General features: G+C 30.2%; 12 protein-coding genes, 1 tRNA gene, 1 pseudogene and 1 riboswitch. Of the genes and pseudogenes, 8 read left to right on the plus strand and 6 right to left on the minus strand.

All coding sequences use genetic code 11. The features are described from left to right. Positions 1-92 precede the first annotated feature (92 nt). Positions 93-1,508: an amino acid permease gene (locus ACWI69_RS08315; protein WP_448821379.1), complete on the minus strand. Its 1,416-nt coding sequence runs from the start codon at positions 1,506-1,508 to the stop codon at positions 93-95. Positions 1,509-1,674: 166 nt separating this feature from the next. Between ACWI69_RS08315 and yedF the strand changes: the two genes are divergently transcribed. The 3 genes from yedF (at position 1,675) to ACWI69_RS08330 (ending at position 2,656) form a co-directional block, all read left to right on the plus strand. Beyond that, positions 1,675-2,262, plus strand: a complete 588-nt coding sequence (gene yedF, locus ACWI69_RS08320) for a sulfurtransferase-like selenium metabolism protein YedF (protein WP_448821380.1) — start codon at positions 1,675-1,677, stop codon at positions 2,260-2,262. Then, a complete protein-coding gene (locus tag ACWI69_RS08325) occupies positions 2,262-2,537 on the plus strand; it encodes a DUF3343 domain-containing protein (protein WP_448821381.1) in 276 nt (91 codons plus the stop codon). The genes yedF and ACWI69_RS08325 overlap by 1 nt, the downstream gene beginning before the upstream one ends. A gap of 28 nt (positions 2,538-2,565) precedes the next feature. Beyond that, positions 2,566-2,656 (plus strand) — tRNA-Sec (locus ACWI69_RS08330). Between the two features lie 44 nt (positions 2,657-2,700). Here the strand turns inward: ACWI69_RS08330 and ACWI69_RS08335 are convergent. From ACWI69_RS08335 to ebgA, 4 genes and pseudogenes are all read right to left on the minus strand, one after another. Beyond that, a pseudogene (locus ACWI69_RS08335) lies at positions 2,701-4,959 on the minus strand (MGH1-like glycoside hydrolase domain-containing protein). A gap of 61 nt (positions 4,960-5,020) precedes the next feature. Next, complete coding sequence (locus tag ACWI69_RS08340) at positions 5,021-6,436, minus strand: amino acid permease (protein WP_448821382.1); 1,416 nt, start codon at positions 6,434-6,436, stop codon at positions 5,021-5,023. Between the two features lie 16 nt (positions 6,437-6,452). Further along, positions 6,453-6,905: a beta-galactosidase subunit beta gene (locus ACWI69_RS08345; RefSeq protein WP_448821383.1), complete on the minus strand. Its 453-nt coding sequence runs from the start codon at positions 6,903-6,905 to the stop codon at positions 6,453-6,455. 10 nt (positions 6,906-6,915) lie between these two features. After that, complete coding sequence (gene ebgA / locus ACWI69_RS08350; protein WP_448821402.1) at positions 6,916-9,984, minus strand: beta-galactosidase subunit alpha; 3,069 nt, start codon at positions 9,982-9,984, stop codon at positions 6,916-6,918. A gap of 176 nt (positions 9,985-10,160) precedes the next feature. On the opposite strand from ebgA, the gene ebgR reads away from it, so the two are divergent. Further along, a complete protein-coding gene (gene ebgR, locus ACWI69_RS08355) occupies positions 10,161-11,138 on the plus strand; it encodes a transcriptional regulator EbgR (RefSeq protein ID WP_448821384.1) in 978 nt (325 codons plus the stop codon). 58 nt (positions 11,139-11,196) lie between these two features. Here the strand turns inward: ebgR and ACWI69_RS08360 are convergent, their stop codons facing one another. Next, positions 11,197-12,096, minus strand: coding sequence for an aldo/keto reductase (locus ACWI69_RS08360; RefSeq protein WP_448821385.1), 900 nt, complete (start codon positions 12,094-12,096; stop codon positions 11,197-11,199). Between the two features lie 403 nt (positions 12,097-12,499). Continuing rightward, a riboswitch (purine riboswitch) is annotated at positions 12,500-12,597 on the plus strand. Positions 12,598-12,741: 144 nt separating this feature from the next. On the opposite strand from ACWI69_RS08360, the gene ACWI69_RS08365 reads away from it, so the two are divergent. From ACWI69_RS08365 to ACWI69_RS08380, 4 genes are read left to right on the plus strand one after another with little or no spacing between them, the layout of a single operon-like run. Further along, positions 12,742-14,076 (plus strand): uracil-xanthine permease family protein, encoded by a 1,335-nt coding sequence (locus ACWI69_RS08365; RefSeq protein ID WP_448821386.1) that lies wholly within the window; start codon positions 12,742-12,744, stop codon positions 14,074-14,076. 27 nt (positions 14,077-14,103) lie between these two features. Continuing rightward, the gene (locus ACWI69_RS08370; protein ID WP_448821387.1) at positions 14,104-14,898 is read left to right on the plus strand and encodes an FAD binding domain-containing protein; all 795 of its coding nucleotides are present in this window, start codon (positions 14,104-14,106) and stop codon (positions 14,896-14,898) included. Further along, positions 14,898-15,362, plus strand: coding sequence for a (2Fe-2S)-binding protein (locus ACWI69_RS08375; RefSeq protein WP_448821388.1), 465 nt, complete (start codon positions 14,898-14,900; stop codon positions 15,360-15,362). Before ACWI69_RS08370 ends, ACWI69_RS08375 begins: the two co-directional genes overlap by 1 nt. Beyond that, entirely contained in the window at positions 15,349-17,601 is a 2,253-nt protein-coding gene (locus ACWI69_RS08380; RefSeq protein WP_448821389.1) for a xanthine dehydrogenase family protein molybdopterin-binding subunit, read from the plus strand. The genes ACWI69_RS08375 and ACWI69_RS08380 overlap by 14 nt, the downstream gene beginning before the upstream one ends. Positions 17,602-17,623: the final 22 nt, after the last annotated feature.

A 17,623-nucleotide genomic window follows, 5' to 3' on the forward strand; every position in this document is an offset into this window, starting at 1 on the left:
AATAAGATTAAAAGTTGTTGCTGAAACTGAATTTAATAAAACAAAATAATAATAAAAATGGAAGAGCTTTTGTTCTTCCATTTTTATTTAATCTATTTTTTCTTATTTTTATGATTTATCTCACTTAAAAATTTAATTACTACACCTATTAACATAAATATTAGTAATCCACCATAATACAATTTAATTTTATCCAATTGTTTTATAATCGGTATTGTAAAATCATATCCTGCAAAAATAAAAGCTATAAGTGTCATAGTCGAGACTGAAATTCCAGCCAAAATAGGTATCAAATTCCCTTTTGATATTTGAAATGGCGATACATATCCTCTTCTTCTAAAAAATACATAACTGACTCCCAAACAGAAATATGGTACAATCAAAGCCATTGTTGTCATATCGTATACCCTATAATATAGCTCTTCTGCCGCTTCTCCACCAAAAGTTGTAAGTGCAATAAATAAAAATGCTAATATTGTTTGAAATATTAAAGCATTTCTCAAAATTTCATTTTTATCAGTTTTTTTTGTTAACCAATCTGGAAATGTTCCTTTAGGAGCTTCACTGAATACTCCAGCAGCTAAAGAGCTCCCCCAAAGAATAAGAGCAACTAATGTTATTAATGAATAAGCTATTCCCATTAACTTGACAAACCAAATTCCAAGTCCTAACTTATCTCCCATAAATTTAAACCCCGCTAAAACCGCATTTATTAAAGATATCTTTGAAAAATCCTCCTGCGTTCCAAAAGCCGAAACTGAAATAATTCCTAAAACATAGAGTATCCCTATCAGCATTGAAGCGACAAACAGTCCTTTAACAAAATTTTTTTCTGGATTTTCTACTTGATTCACATATGGACCAACTACTTCTCCACCTCCAAACGCAAATAATATCCACGAAAATGTTCCAAGAGCTCTAGCTAAATCAGACTTGGATGTAGTCTTTATTACAAACATTTCAGTTGTTAAATTTGTAGCACTTTGTCCTGTCAAGTGAAGATAGATTCCAGCTACTAAAAATATTAAAACTGTAAATAACGAAATATAACCTATTGGCTTTGAGAAAGCTCCTATCGCTTTTTGATATTTAACGCCAATAATCAATGAAATGACTAATGCTAGTAAAGATAAAGTGGCTGTTTGTATATTTGATATATCCGCATCTCCAAATAAGCCAAAACTAAAATATGTTGGTATTCTTGTTGCTAATGTCGGTAAATAAAATATATTTGCTATAAAATATGACCAAATTGCAAAATAAGCCATTTTTTTTCCTAATCCTATCTCTATCCACGAATATATTCCGCTTGTTCTATCCTGAGCATAGGCTCCAAACTCTGCCATTATCAAACAAAGTGGTAAAAAGTAAAACAATATACCTATTACCAACATAGTGGCGGATGACATTCCTACTTCTTTAAAGTTATTGGCAATATTTCCAAACCCAAATACTCCCAAAAATATCATCATTACTAGTGATGACACAGATAGATACTTCTTTTTCATTCTCAACTCCTCATGGTGTAATATATTCAAAACATTTTTTATAATAGCACCTTTACTAAAAAAAATCAATTTATTTATACTCTTTAACCTCTTAATTTTTAGGTATAATTTTTTGTGTAAATATTGTATAATTGAAAAAATATAATTTTTTAAGGAGTGTGAAATAATGATAAAAGTCAATGCTATCGGACAAACTTGTCCCATACCAGTTATTATGACCAAAAATGCTTTAAAAGAGATAACAGAAGGTTCTATTGAAGTTACTATAGATAATAAAATTTCTAAAGAAAATATTGAGAAGTTTTCTAAAGAGATGGGATTTTCTTTCAGTACTAGAGAAGAAAATGGAGTATTTTTCATTCTAATAAATAAAACACCTTCTGAAACTTTTCCATATAACAATACTTCAAATATTGAAAATAATACTGTTATAATTATCGCTTCTGATAAAATGGGTGATGGTGAGACTTCTCTTGGAGAAACTTTAATGAAAGGTTTTATATATACCCTTACAGAGATGGAAGTTCTTCCGCAAGCTATACTTTTCTACAATAGAGGAGTTTTCTTAACAGCTTCCAATGAAACAACTATAAAAGATTTAAAACTCCTTGAAGAAAGAGGCGTTGAAATTCTATCTTGCGGTGCTTGTCTAAACTTTTATCATTTAGAAAACACTATATCTGTTGGAAGTATCACAAATATGTATAATATTATAGATAAACAGATGAAAGCAACTAAGGTGATTAGACCCTAATGAATTCGGAAAAATTTTTGGTTATAACAATAGATTCAACCCATTTGGTTATGAAAATAGAAAAATTTCTGATTGATAATGCAATAGATGTTCGTATCATACCATTACCCGGAGAATTAAAAGCTAGTTGTGGTCTCTCCATAAAAGCAAACATTGTAGACGCACATAAAATATTAAAACTTCTAATTAAAAATAACATAGATAAAAATGTATATAATTTCTACATTTGTGAAAAAAATGGTTTTAAAAAGAATTTTTCTACTTTTAATTTTTAAAAATTTATGATATAATAGCTATAAAGTTGGAAGCGGATGTGCTACTGGTGTACTCAGCAGTCTTCAAAACTGTCTTGGCGAGTTAAATCGCTGATAGTTTCGATTCCTATACTCTTCCGACAATCTAAAGAAATTCAGCCCCACTTTAAAGTGGGGCTTTTATTTATTTCTCTCTCAAAAAATCCCTATAAATCAAATAGTAAACTGATGCTGACCAACTGAAGTTAGAACAGTGTAACCCCTCTCCAGTTTCTGGGTTGTAATTTTCTCTTATCGTCCCATTAGTCAATAGTCCTTCTGAATTTTCAAAAAGTTTTTTACTTAACTCTTGAGCCTCATTTTTATATCCATAGTTATTTAAAGCTACTATTCCAAAATATGCTTGATCCAACCACACTGGTCCTCTCCAGTATTTGACCGGATTATATTTTGGATTATCTTTTGCTGATGTTGGAAATGGTAAATATGTATTCATCACATTTTTGTCCATTATGTTTTCTACTACTCTTTTAGCTTCTTTTTTTGTAGCTAAGTTTGCCCACAATGGCATATATCCCTCTGTTCCCTTTCCTCTATTGACAAGAAGTTTTCTATTTCCAACCTCATCTATCTGTAAATCATAATAATATCCTGTTTTTTTATCAAACATATTTTCATTTACATATTCTTTAACTTTTTTTGCAGATGCTAAATATTCTTTCTTTTCACTGAATAATCCTAATACTTCTGCCATACTACTTAGATACAGTTTTTCAGCGTATAAAAATGAATTTAAATCCACTGATTCTTAGTTTATAGAGTACCCTATTAAATTATCTTTTGAATCTTTATTTTCTAAAACTTTAACACCTATATCATCTTCTCCATACCCTTCCACATCAAATCTAACAGCATTATCCATCCCGCTTTCCCATGCTGCTGCCAATATTATCTCTTCAGGAGTATTATTTAATCTATGTATCATTCCCCCATATTCAGCGATACCATTTCTGTTAAAATCCCTATTTGTGTACCACCATTTGTGATATCTTTTTAATTTTGGATACATCTCTTTTAAAAACTCCTTATCTCCACTTACTTTATAAACTTCCCAAACAGCCCATGCTGCTAAGGGTGGTTTAGAGTTCCTTTCATTCCAATTCCCACCATCACCATTTCTGTCTTCATCTTTATTATAAAAAATAGCATCTATAATCACACCTTCATCTTGAGACCTTATTTCATCATCTTTTGTTATTTGATAGTCAAAAAGAGCTCTTATATTATTTTTAGCCAATTCTTCATCAAAATTAACTGTAGCTACAGCTTGCTTCCAAGAGTCCCATGCCCAAAATCCATTAAACCACTTGTAACTTACAGATGGTGTTATCCCATCATGTTTTATAGCTCCTGCAGGACTTCTCCAATTTGTAATCAAAGTGTTGATAGATTTGACTGCAGCTATATCGTATTTAGAATTTAAACTATCTTTTTTTACAGTTTTATCTATATATTTTTGCCATCTTTTATTATTTTCAACAAAATATTTATCACCATTTTTTAATATATCTACTATTATTTTTTTCTCCTCTTCAACTTCACCTTTTGTAAATGTATATGATTCCGTAGTATAGATAACTAACTCGTCTTTAGATGGAATAATTAGAGTTTTTTCAAGTTCAGAGCTATATGAATTATTTTTAATTTTTGTTTTTACAGGTAACGAATGTTTTACTTCAAACTGCGTGTCACTACTTATTAAATAATCCCAAACTAATCTCCTTTCTTTAAAATCAACTACAACCCCATTTTCAGTTTTCTTTAAAGAATTATTAAGAGTTATGTAGTCATATTCTTTTTTCTTTTCATTCCATTTTCCTAATCTGTCGTATAATTTACCAGACCAACTTAAATTTATATCTAAACTCTCATCTGTTTTATTCCTTATAATTGTCTTTATAAGAGCTGTTCTGTTTGTCACAAAAATAAGCTCTAGTGTTAAATCTATATCTTTCAAACTATAATTTTGAATCAATTTTCCCGGTACGTAGTCAAATTTTACTTTACTTTTTGATAAATCATATTTTTCATTTGTTATTTTATTGATAATTTCAATTTTATTAAAACTATCTGATAGATTCACTGCATATTCTTCTGCTAAATAAAATGGACCTGCGAATCCTCCATACATAAAATATTTCCCATATTCTGGCTGATAATAGCCGTGCCAAGCTCCCAAATCTACAAAACTATTTATGTAATTTGTTCCTGACTTATCTGTCTCTTTTCTAGGAGCAAAATATGTAAACTCTTTTGGTTCTCCTTGAACATTAAGTATATTCTTATAATTTTCTCTACCAATACTTTTGTTGATCTCTCTCTCTTTTGTTATACAACCAAAAAGTAAGAAACTAACTCCCCCTAAAACTAAAATTTTTTTCATGTTTTCTCCCTCTACAAAATTGACAGTACGAATATTAAAGTTATTCGTACTATCCAAATTTTTATGCTAATTCATTAGATTTATTATTCTCAATTTCCAATATTTTTCTTTCATAACTGTTATATTTCCATAGAGCCCATCCCATGAAAATTACAACTCCTCCCACATTATACACTAATGTCAATATAAAGCTTTGTCCCTCTGGAAAAATAGCCGCAATAAACGCTACTGAAAATATACATAACAAAAATGTTGTCACTATCAGTCCAAATTTTCTAGATCCCATTTTAAAATCTCTTTCCAAGTAATCCTTATTGAGTCTTAAATTAAAATATGCAACCATTATAAATAGTGGTGGTAAAAGTGATGTAGCTGCTGTCATATTTATGATAATTCCCAATAATTCATTTATATCTCCAGAACCTAATGCTGGTATCAAAAGTAGTGGGATTACAATCAGGAATTGAATCCATGTAGCCTTCTCTGGAATCCCATATCTATTTAAAGCCACTGTCTTTTCTCCAAACATATCCTTTGGAATCTCTGAAAAGAAAACTTTCACTGGAGCTGATGTCCAAACTAACAAGGCACCCAAAGCACTCGCTAACATTACAACTCCTATAAAATGATGAATTAATTTTTGGTTTATTCCAAAATGGTTTCCAAGTCCTACAAATACTTGAAAAATCCCTGATGCGTAAGACAATTGCTCTTGTGCAACAAATACATTTACTAGTAATGACCCCACCGAATATAAACCACCAATCATTATTCCTGCCACAACTATCATTTTAACAAAAGCCTTTGATCCACCTTTTAAGTCATTTATATATACTCCAACAGCCTCAGAACCACCTGCTGCAAAGAATATCCATGCCATAGTTCCCAAAAACTTCCAATTAAATGTTGGTGTCATAGCTTGAATTGTTATCGGGGTCGCAGGTTGAACCCCACCCAGTAGTGCTCCTCCACAAAGGATAATAAAAGCAAATGACATAAATAACATCAATGAACTTCCAAAGCTAGTAATCTTCCCAATCCATTCCGCACCTCTAGTAGAAACCCACGTTGATACGGTAAATATCAGTATTGATAACACTGATATTGTCATTGGTGTAAACGTGTATTCATATCCCCAAAATGCATACGAAGTATAAATTAAAATGCTTGGAAGTAACGACGTAAAATAAAATAAATTTACAAACCAATATGCGTATGCACTTAAAAATGCCCATTTTGGACCTAAAGATGATTTTACCCATTGATAAACTCCTGATTCAGATTCTTTATTTAAACTGACAAATTCTGATATAATAAAAACAAATGGTATAAAATAAAACAATGTTGCAAATAAAAATCCAAGGGTCGAAGCCATTCCAATCTCTATATTATTATTTATTACATTTCTAAAATTAAATACAGCTGCTATTGTCATCGATAACAATGAAAATTTTCCTATTTTTTCTCTTGTTGACATATACCCCTCCATCATACTATTTATTTAACAAATAATTATCTTCAACCGTTACTTTTAAAACTACTTTTCTTAAATTTTCCGCTCCTTTAAATCTAAAAGCTTCATCATTTTCAATTATTACTAAATTTCCGGCTACTAGGTTTACTGTCTCCCCATTACCACAAAAATATTCTGTATCGGTTTCATCAGAGTAGTCTTTTCTTACATCTAATTTATTTTTTTTAGAAATTTCCAATATTTCATTTCCTTCTATATAATAATGAATATCCATATATCTTCTATGCCCCTGTAAATCTAATTCATCTTCATGATCTTTTGTTTTAAACATATAAACTAAGGAATCTCCAATACTGTGATATCTATTTTCTTTTATATTTGATATATTTTCGATAGCCTCTTTACATCTAATCCATTTCTTTCCACTTCTAAATATATCTTTAAATTCATCAAAACTATTTAAAATTAACATCCACTCCTCCTTAATAACTATATTTAGATAACTCTTTACTTTTTATACTTCCAGAACTGTAAGGCAAAATTGAGAACTCATATTCAAAATTATCCATATAAACTCTATACGTATCTAAAATTTCCGACCCCCATGAATTAGAACCTAATCCAAGAACTTTATAGTCTAAATTTAAAGTTATATAACTAGCTTTTTCTAATTCATTTATATGTTGAGCTCTGTATATATTTTCTTGTGTAAAATTCCAAGCACTGAAATTGAGAACGTCTTTAGCTTTTACAAATATTCCCTCTCCAAAGTGATTTGTTAAAGATACCCATTTTATATCTTGTCTATTTCCATTATCTTGTGGAAATGGATAATTTGTAAATAACTTATCAACAGTACTTTTATAAATTCCAATTATATTAGAAACTTTACTGTCTTGATAGTTCTCTCCCGGTCCTCTGCCATAGTATTCTACATTTTGGTATTTTTTATTAATTCCCATCTCTATTCCTATTTTTGGAATAATATCATTATATTCTCCATATTTCTCCCCTGATAATTTGAATGTTATATATCCGTTTTTATTTATTTCATAAGTATAGTTACATCTGATTCCAAAATTAAATACTGGTGGGGCAACTAAAGATTTAACTGTTATAATAACTTTATCTTCATATTCTTTTATATCTAAATTTCTAAATTGCTCCTGTAAAATCTGCAAATGATTAGGAATCCATAAATCGTTGTGTTCTTGTTTGTGGTTATCTATCATAGGCTTAAAGAAATTTAATTTAGGTGATTTTTCTGTAATCTCTTCACCACTACATATCCAACTTTCTAATTTCCCATTTAATTTTGAGAATCTTATTTCAAAATTAAAACCTTCGATTGTTAAATCTAATTTACTATCTTTTATAGTTAAGGAAGTACTATTACTCGATTCATATCTCTCTTCGATTATTTTTCTGTCTTGTAATTTAAACTGATATATTCCTAGTTCATAATTTTCTGAGCTATATAATGTTTTTGAATCTTTTTTTATTTTAAAGTTTATATAAATTTCTCTATCATCTACAATCTTTTCGTCCAATTGTATTTTAAATATCTCATCTGGATTTATATCTAATTTTTTTATATTTCCTTGAGATAAAATATCACCTTCAGCTACTATTTCGTAATGAATAGTTATATCATCTAAATTTATATACCAATATTTGTTTTGAATTTCAAATTCATTCTTATTCTTCGTACCTTTAATTTTTACAGGACATATGACTTGCTTGTACTCTTTTAATCCTGGTCCTGGAGTCTGGTCAGAGAATATTAACCCATCCATACAAAAGTTGTAGTTATTTGGATAATCACCATAATCTCCTCCATATTTATAAATCTCTTTCCCATTTTCAACAAACTCTAAAATTCCATGATCACACCATTCCCAAATATAATGTCCTTGTATATGATCGTGTTTATAAAACACATTCTGATATTCTGTCAGTCCTCCTGGTCCATTACCCATAGCATGAGCATACTCACATATGATTCTTGGCTTATCCATTGGATATTCTCCAAAGTAATTCATCATTTGAACTCTGGAATACATTGTACTTATAACGTCTACAACTTCCCCATCTCTATCCTCTTCATAATGCACTAATCTGGTATTATCAAGTTCCTTTGCTCTTCTACACATTTCACGAATATTAACTCCGTATCCTGATTCATTTCCTAAAGACCACATTATTATACTTGGATGATTTTTTTGGGCAGCTATATGCCTCTCTATTCTTTCAACATATACATCTCTCCACTCAATATCATCAGTTATCATACTTAGATTCCCAACATTAGCAAAGCCATGCGACTCAAGATCTGTTTCAGCCATAACAAACAATCCATAGATATCACACAACTCATAAAACCTTGGGTCATTAGGGTAATGTGCTGTTCTTACTGAATTTATGTTATGTTGCTTCATTAAAATAATATCTTTTTCAGCTCTATCTATATTTATAGCTCTTCCACTTATATGATCATTGTCATGTCTATTAACTCCGTGTAGCATTAAATATTTTCCATTTATATAAAACAATCCATTTTTTATTTTTATCTCTCTAAATCCCACTCTTTGTGGTACTACTTCTAAAACATCATCTTTTTCATCTATTAATTCTAATATTAAATCATATAAATCGGGTGTCTCTGCAGTCCACTGTTTTGGATTTTTTATTATCTTTTCCAATGTTAATTTTTTTATTTTATCAATTTCTAAACTCTTAATTATTTCCGAAAAGATTAATTCGTTCTTATCAAATAAAGACCATTTTAATTTATAATCTTTTTTTATAATTTCATCTAAATTTTCTAATTCTATATCCACTTTCAATGTTGCATCAGTATAATTTTCATCAAAAATTGTTTTTATAAAGTAATCTTGAATATGAATTTTTGTTTTCCCAATTAGATAAACGTCTCTAAAAATACCAGCGGTCCACCACATATCTTGGTCCTCTACGTATGTTGAATCTGCCCATTGCAAAACTTTTACTGATAATAGATTTTTTCCACTTTTAACATATTGTGATACATCAAACTCAGATGCCAATCTACTACCTTTACTAAATCCAACATATTTTCCGTTTATATAAACCTCAAAATATGTTTCTACTCCATCAAACTTTATTATAACTTGCTTGTCTTTCCAATTTTCATTTAAAACAAAAATTCTTTGATAAGCTCCTGTTGGATTATCTGTTGGAACAAATGGTATATCTATTGGAAAAGGAAATCCTTCATCTGTATATTGGAGCTTTCCATGTCCTTCAAATTGCCACATATTTGGAACATTTATTTTTCCAAAACTTTCAATCTCTTTACTATAAAACTCTTCTGGTACTAAAAATGGATTTTCAAAATATTTAAAATTCCACTGTCCATTTAAAGCCATAAAATTTATACTTCTATCCCTCTCATATGTCCTAGCTATCTCTTTATTTTTATAACTAAAAAAGTATGCTCTCTCTCTCATCCTATTTTCATTAGTTTTTTTATATTTTCCAAATTGTTCATATTTTATATATAACCTCCCAATTAAGTTCTTTTAATTTTTTTTTATTACATGAGTCGAGTATACAACTTTTAGTATTCTTTGTCAATTTTTTAGTAAAAATTTTAGTAAATTTTTTACTAATTAAACTTTTAATTATTGCAACAATGAAAAAATATGATACTATATAATCAAGAATATATTTATAAATGGGAGGCCATATGGCAACTTTAAAAGAAATTTCAACTTTAACTGGGCTATCTTCTGCCACTGTTTCAAGAATTTTAAATAATGATTCCACATTGTCTGTTAAAGATGAAACAAAAAGAAAGGTTTTGGAAGTAGCTGAAAAAATTGGATATAAAATATCTTCAAAAGCACACTTACAAGAACAAATACATTTTTTAGCTCTTTTTAATTACAGCGAAGAACTGGAGTTTAATGATCCATATTATTTATCGATTAGGTTTGCTATAGAAGAGGAGTGTAAAAATTTAGAAATAACTCTTGAGAAACTCTATAATGGTAATACTGATTCTGCTGAAAAAAAATATAGTGGTGTTTTATGTATTGGACAATTTTCTGGCACTCAAATAAAAAAAATTCAAAAAATATCTACCAACATAATTTTTATAGATTCATGTAACAATAAAGAATTTGACTGTATAACAGCAGATTTAAAAGATATTTCAGAGTGTATTGTGGATTTTTTTATAAAGTGCAACTATAAAAAAATTGGATATATTGGTGGTCGTGATTTTGAAAATATTTTAGATGAAAGAGAAGAAGCCTTTATAAAATACTCTCTTCTCAAAAAAGTAGTTGATGAAGACAATTTTTATGTTGGGGATTTCACAAGTAGTTCCGGCTATAATCTTGCTAAAATTATGATTGAAAATAATAATTTACCAGATGCTATTTTTATCGCTAATGATTCTATTGCTATCGGTGTTTTAAAAGCTTTAAATGAAAATAAAATCGAAATTCCAGATAAAATTGCCATTATAAGTATAAATGATATTCCAGCATCAAGTTTCACATACCCAGCCCTTTCAACAATTAAAATACACTCAGACTTAATGGGAAAAGAAGCTGTTAGAATTCTAAAAAATAAAATTGAAAGCAATAGAACAATCCCTTTAAAAATAACAGTTCCTTTCACATTAATTTTAAGAGAAACAACTAAAAATATATTTTAAATAAAAAATCCTTACCATACTTTTTTTATTATAGTATAGTAAGGATTTTTTATAATTTTTATGGAATATCGTACCCCATTCCATTTACTAGTATTTCAAACCATTCTTCTCTTGTTAACTTAACATCACATGCTTTCACTGCATCCTCTAATCTTTCTATTTTTCCACTTCCACAAATTGGCATTAAATTTGCTGGATGAGATAGATGCCAAGCATAAACTATTGTATCAGATTTACAGCTATATTTTTCAGCTAATCTTTCTAAAACTTTTCTTAATTCTACTGCATTTTCAGCTGCAGAAATAAAAATTTCGCCTCCTGCTAAAGGAGACCAAACCATTATTGGCATTCTCTTTTCTTGCATTAAATTTATTGTTCCATCAAAAAAATGCTGAGTTTTTAGCGGTGATAACTCTATTTGATTAGTCACTAATTTAAAATCTAACCTACTCTGTAAAAGATTATAATCTGATGGTAGGAAATTGGAGACTCCCCACTCTAAAACTTTTCCTGCTTTTCTTAAATCTGTTAAAGCTTTTGCTGTTTCATCAGCGTTCATATACATATCAGGTCTATGAATTAATACCAAATCTAGATATTCAGTATTAAAATTCTCTAAAGATTTTTCTACACTTTTTACTATGTGCTCATAACTTGTATCATAACAATGATATGTATTTTCAGGCATATTTTCTGATACTAATTTTATCCCTACTTTACTTACTAACTGCATTTTTTTTCTCAATTCTGGTTTTAAAGCTAATGCCTCTCCAAATTTCTTTTCACAAGTATAATGTCCATAAATATCTGCATGATCAAACGTTGTTACACCTAAATCAATTGCTTCTTCTAAATATTTTAATAGCTCCTCTTTTGACATTTTCCAACTCTTTAAACGCCAAAATCCCAATGCAATTTTTGACATTTTTAATTTGTCACTTACCTGTATATATTCCATAAAAACCCCCTTATATTAATTTTGTTATATTCAGTATATTCTTAAAATATGTAATTGTCAAAGTAAACAAAAAATAATAAAAAAGAAGACCTTGGGAACGGTCTTCAATTTTTAACTAATTTTTTGGTTGGCGTAAATAACAGCATTTACCCCTATAGTCTATATCAAAATTATTTGTTTGTCAAACTTTTTATATAAAATATTTTGTAATACATTAATTTAGTCTAGAATAATCATTGTTTTTCTCTTGCTTCCTTACTAAAAAACTATTGAAATGTTAAATGAATTATGGTATGATTCTTCCTAAGCAAACATTCTTAAATTCACTGAATGTCAACTTATATTATAAGTTTACTCTAAGAATAGTTTAAATGTGATATACTTTATCCTTGCATAGTGTTTCAAGGAAGATTAAAGAATTACTCATATATATCCGTAATACGGTCGGAAGTTTCTACGGCTAACCTTAAATTAGCCACTATGGGTGAAATAAATAGATTTTTTAGTCTAATTTTTTAGATTATCTATTTTTCACTTGTATGAAGATGAAAAAGGATAATCTTTTTTTATTTTCTACAATTAGTTTAATCCCTACCATATATTTGAGTAAAATTCAAAAAAAGAATTTTAGGAGGATTATTATCAATGAAAAAAAACAGATCACCTTATCACTTAGACGGAGTTCCAGAACTAAAAACAGCTTTACCTTTAGGTTTACAACATATCTTAGCAATGTTTGTAAGTAATATCACACCTATTATAATTGTCGCTGGAGTTCTTGGAATATCATCTGAACAAAAAACACTTCTTATTCAAGCTTCCATGTTCATTGCGGGCTTAAATACTTTAATTCAAGCATACACTCTTGGTCCCATAGGAGCTAAATTACCGATTGTTGTTGGAACTAGTTTTGCTTTTGTTCCTGTTGCTATTTCTATTGGAACAAGATATGGTTTCGAGGGAGTATTGGGTGCCGCTTTAATTGGAGGTATATTCGAAGGGCTTTTAGGTCTTATTATAAAAAGAGTGAGAAAATATTTCCCGCCTATTGTTACAGGTGTTGTTGTTCTTTCTATTGGTCTTTCACTTTTACCTGTTGGTATAAAAAGTTTTGCTGGTGGTGTGGGAGCTCCTGATTTTGGTTCTATTGAAAATTTACTTATTGGAACTATTGTTCTAATTACAGTTGTTTTCTTTAAACAATTTACAAAAGGAATTTTAAGCACTGGTTCTATTTTTATTGGAACTATTGTCGGTTTTATAGTAGCTCTAATATTTGGAAAAGTAAATTTACAGCCACTTATCCAAGCCGATTATATAACTGTACCTAAGCCTTTAATGTTTGGATTTACATTTCATTTTGATGCTATTCTAGCAATGATTTTAATGTTTATTGTTTCTGCTGTTGAAACTGTTGGAGATATGTCTGGAGTTACTATGGGAGGTGCCGGTAGAGAAACAACTGATAAAGAGCTATCGGGTGGAATTCTTGCTGATGGACTTGGAAGTGCATTAGCTGCAGTATTCTCTGTTCTACCTACAACATCTTTTAGTCAAAACACTGGTATTATTGCTATGACTGGTATTATGAGTAGATTCGTTGTTGCTACTGGAGCCATGTTTCTAGTTATTGGAGCTTTTATCCCAAAAATAGGTGCTCTTTTTACGATTATTCCCGCTAGTGTTATTGGCGGAAGTTTAGTTATGGTTTTTGCTATGATTTCAATAAGTGGTATTAATTTAATCACTAAAGAACCTTTGAAAGGTAGAAATTCCGTTATATTAGCTGTTTCGCTAGGTCTAGGCTATGGACTTGGAAATGTTCCCGAGGCTTTAACTATTTTTCCTGAAAGTATAAAGCTTATATTTGGTGGATCTGGAATTGTTGTTTCTGGAACAATTGCTGTGTTTTTAAATATAATCTTACCTATAGAAAATGAAACTATTGAAGAAGTTAATTTAGCTAAAAAAGTTGCATGATAAATTGGATTAATTGGAGGTTTTAATTTGTTTTCTTTTTCAAAATTTTTTCTAGCTTCTTCCCTTGATGAAGCTTATTCAGAACTTTTAAAAAATAAAAAAAATATTATTCTAGGTGGAACTTCCTATTTAAGAATGGGAAATACTTCTTGGAATACAGCTATTGATTTATCAAATTTAAATTTAGATTACATTTTGGAAAAAGATGATTTTATTTCAATTGGAGCTATGACTAATTTTAGAACTCTTGAAACTAATTCTCTTCTTAAAAAGTATTTTGGGCAAATTTTTAATACTGCTTTAAGCGACATTATTGGAGTACAATTTAGAACAAATGTTACTGTTGGAGCAACAGTTTTCAGTAAATATGGTTTTTCTGATTTAATTCCAGTTTTACTAGCTTTGGATAGTAAAATTAGGCTTTTTAATAGTGGAGTTTTAACATTAGAATCATTTTTAAAGGAAACAGATGTTAGAAAAGATATCTTAGTCGAGATCTTAATACCAAAAAAAATTTATAAAATCTCTTTTCAATGTGTAAGAAAAAGTAAAACTGACTATTCTATAATAAATCTAGCTGTTTGTAATTTTGATAATAACATAACTATTGCTGTTGGAGCAAGACCAGGAAAAGCTATGCTAGCTAAAAAAACTATGGATATATTTAATAGCAATGAAAATACCGAAAACAAAATCACTAACGCTATTAAATGTATTTTGACCGAAGTTCCTTTAGACTCAAATATGAGAGGGTCTAAATCTTATAGAGAACTTCTTTTAACAGCATTACTTAGAAAAGGAATTCAGGAGGTTTTAAATTAATGTTATTGACAACTACTATAAATGGTAGAAAAAAAGAGCTTCTCATAAGAGATAATGACTATCTACTTGATGTTCTAAGAAAAGAGGGATACCTGAGTGTTAAAAGAGGATGTGATACTGGAGCCTGCGGATTGTGTACTATTCTTTTAAATGGTTCTCCTATCCTTTCTTGTAGTACTCTTGCAGCTAGGGCTCAAGGAAAAGAAATTTTCACAATCGAAAATTTTCCAACAGAAGCAAAAAAATTTGCTTCTTTTATGGCCAATGAAGGAGCTGAACAATGTGGATTTTGTTCTCCAGGATTCACATTGACTGTTATCGCAATGTCGAAGGAGTTAGAAAATCCTACCGATAATGAAATCATGCACTATTTAAACGGAAATCTCTGTAGATGTAGTGGATATATGTCTCAACTTAGAGCAATTAAAAATTTTCTGGAGGCAATAAAAAATGAAGGTTGTTAATAGGTCGATGAAAAAGGTTGATAGTATCGGAGTGGTTACAGGAAATCCAGCTTATACTGACGATTTGGTTCTAAATAATAATGTTTTGACTATTAAACTATTGAGGTCTCCTCACGCTTTTGCTAAAATTAAAGCTATTGATACGTCAATAGCTTTAAAAGTACCAGGTGTTGAAGCTATTTTTACACATAACGACACTCCTAAAACTAGATTTACCCTAGCTGGACAAAGCTTTCCTGAACCTTCTCCATATGATAGAAGAATTCTTGATGAATATGTGCGATATGTTGGAGACCCTGTAGCAATAATTGCAGCTGAAGATGAAAGAACTGCTAATAAAGCTATGAACTTGATTAAAGTTCAATATGAAATTTTAGAACCCATTTTAGATTTTGAAAAATCTATCGACTCTCATATTATTATTCATCCTGAAGAAGTTCACACCAATTTTGAAATTGGATATGAAAGAGAAAGAAACATTGCGTCAAAAGCCTATGCTGAGAAACCCGGCGTTGATGAAGGTTTTGCAAATAGTGACATTATTCTTGAGAGAACATACTATACTCAACCACAGATACACGCTATGATGGAAACTTATAGATCTTACAGCTATTTTGATGTCAATGGTAGGCTAACAACAATAAGTTCAACGCAAATCCCATTCCATGTTAGAAGACATTTGGCTAGGGCATTAGAAATACCTAGTAGTAAAATAAGAGTTATAAAACCTAGAATTGGCGGTGGATTTGGTGGTAAACAAACAGCTATTTGTGAAATTTATTCAGCTTTTGTTACTTTAAAAACTGGGAAACCATCTAAAATAATATATAACAGAAAAGAAACTCATACTTGCACAACAACAAGGCACGCAATGAAATTAGATGTTAAAATAGGTTCAGATATGAACGGAAATATTAAAGCTATTGATATAAATGTATTGTCAAATGCTGGTGCTTATGGCGAACATGCTCCAACTGTTACTTCTCTTGTCTCATATAAAACATTTCCTCTTTATGACACTGTTCCTATGAGATTTAATGCTAATATTGTTTATTCTAATACAATGAACGCCGGTGCTTTTAGAGGATACGGAGCTACACAAGGAACCTTCGCTGTGGAATCTATTATTAATGAACTGGCTCATCATTTAAATCTTGATCCTACTGAAATTAGAATGAAAAATCTCGTTGAACCAAATGATAATAACTATATTACAAGCGGAAATATAAAAAAATGTATTGAAATTGGTAAGGAAAAATTTAACTGGGCTGAAAGATCAATTCCTAGAGAAGTAACTCCCAATAAAATTAGAGCCGCTGGAATGGCTGTTACAATGCAAGGATCAGGAATAGCAGGTATCGATACTGCTGCTGCAACAATAAAACTTGGAGACAGAGGTGACTTTAATTTAATAGTAGGTGTCACTGATATGGGACAGGGTTGTGATACTGTTCTTGTTCAAATGGCTGCTGAAGTTTTAGAAGTTCCTATGGATAGAATTTCTATTTATTCAGCGGATACCGATCTATCTCCATATGACCCCGGTGCTTATGCTTCTAGCGGTACCTATGTCACAGGAAATGCTGTGGTTATTGCTGCAAACAACATGAGAGAGGAAATTTTAAAAGGTGCCTCTAAAATGTTCAACGTCGAAATTGATGATATCGACTACTTTGGTACTGAATTAAAAATAGCTGATAAAATCATATCTTTACAAGAATTTGCACAGCGTTCCATCTCTTTTGAAGGAATGAATCAAATAACTACAACAGGAACTTGGGGTGGAAAAAGTTCACCACCACCTTTTATTGCTGGATTTGCTGAAGTTGAGGTTGACACTCTAACGGGAGAAGTTGAAGTTACCGATTATTTATCTGTTGTTGATTGTGGAACTCCAATTAACCCAAATTTGGTTCGTGTTCAAGTGGAAGGAGGAACTGCTCAAGGAATTGGTCTTGCTCTTTTTGAAGATATAAAGTATGATAAAAAAGGAAGAGTTATGACAGATACTTTAATGCAATATAAAATCCCTTCTAGGCTTGATTGTAAAAATATAAGAGTTGAATTTTCAAATTCCTATGAAAAAACAGGTCCCTTTGGAGCAAAATCTGTCGGTGAAGTTGTTGTTAATACTCCCGCTCCTGCAATTGTGGATGCCGTATATCGAGCAACTAAAGTTAGAGTTAGAAACTTGCCTATAACATCCGAAAAAGTTTTAATCGGGCTTTTAAATATATAAAGCTATTCAAAGTGGGAGGAAA

The organism is Cetobacterium sp., assembly GCF_977044495.1.

Coding starts and splice junctions, on each gene's coding strand:
- ACWI69_RS08315 (WP_448821379.1), bottom strand. CDS start 1,508: ATGAAAAAGAAGTATCTATCTGTGTCATCACTAGTAATGATGATATTT.
- yedF (WP_448821380.1), top strand. CDS start 1,675: ATGATAAAAGTCAATGCTATCGGACAAACTTGTCCCATACCAGTTATT.
- ACWI69_RS08325 (WP_448821381.1), top strand. CDS start 2,262: ATGAATTCGGAAAAATTTTTGGTTATAACAATAGATTCAACCCATTTG.
- ACWI69_RS08340 (WP_448821382.1), bottom strand. CDS start 6,436: ATGTCAACAAGAGAAAAAATAGGAAAATTTTCATTGTTATCGATGACA.
- ACWI69_RS08345 (WP_448821383.1), bottom strand. CDS start 6,905: ATGTTAATTTTAAATAGTTTTGATGAATTTAAAGATATATTTAGAAGT.
- ebgR (WP_448821384.1), top strand. CDS start 10,161: ATGGCAACTTTAAAAGAAATTTCAACTTTAACTGGGCTATCTTCTGCC.
- ACWI69_RS08360 (WP_448821385.1), bottom strand. CDS start 12,096: ATGGAATATATACAGGTAAGTGACAAATTAAAAATGTCAAAAATTGCA.
- ACWI69_RS08365 (WP_448821386.1), top strand. CDS start 12,742: ATGAAAAAAAACAGATCACCTTATCACTTAGACGGAGTTCCAGAACTA.
- ACWI69_RS08375 (WP_448821388.1), top strand. CDS start 14,898: ATGTTATTGACAACTACTATAAATGGTAGAAAAAAAGAGCTTCTCATA.
- ACWI69_RS08380 (WP_448821389.1), top strand. CDS start 15,349: ATGAAGGTTGTTAATAGGTCGATGAAAAAGGTTGATAGTATCGGAGTG.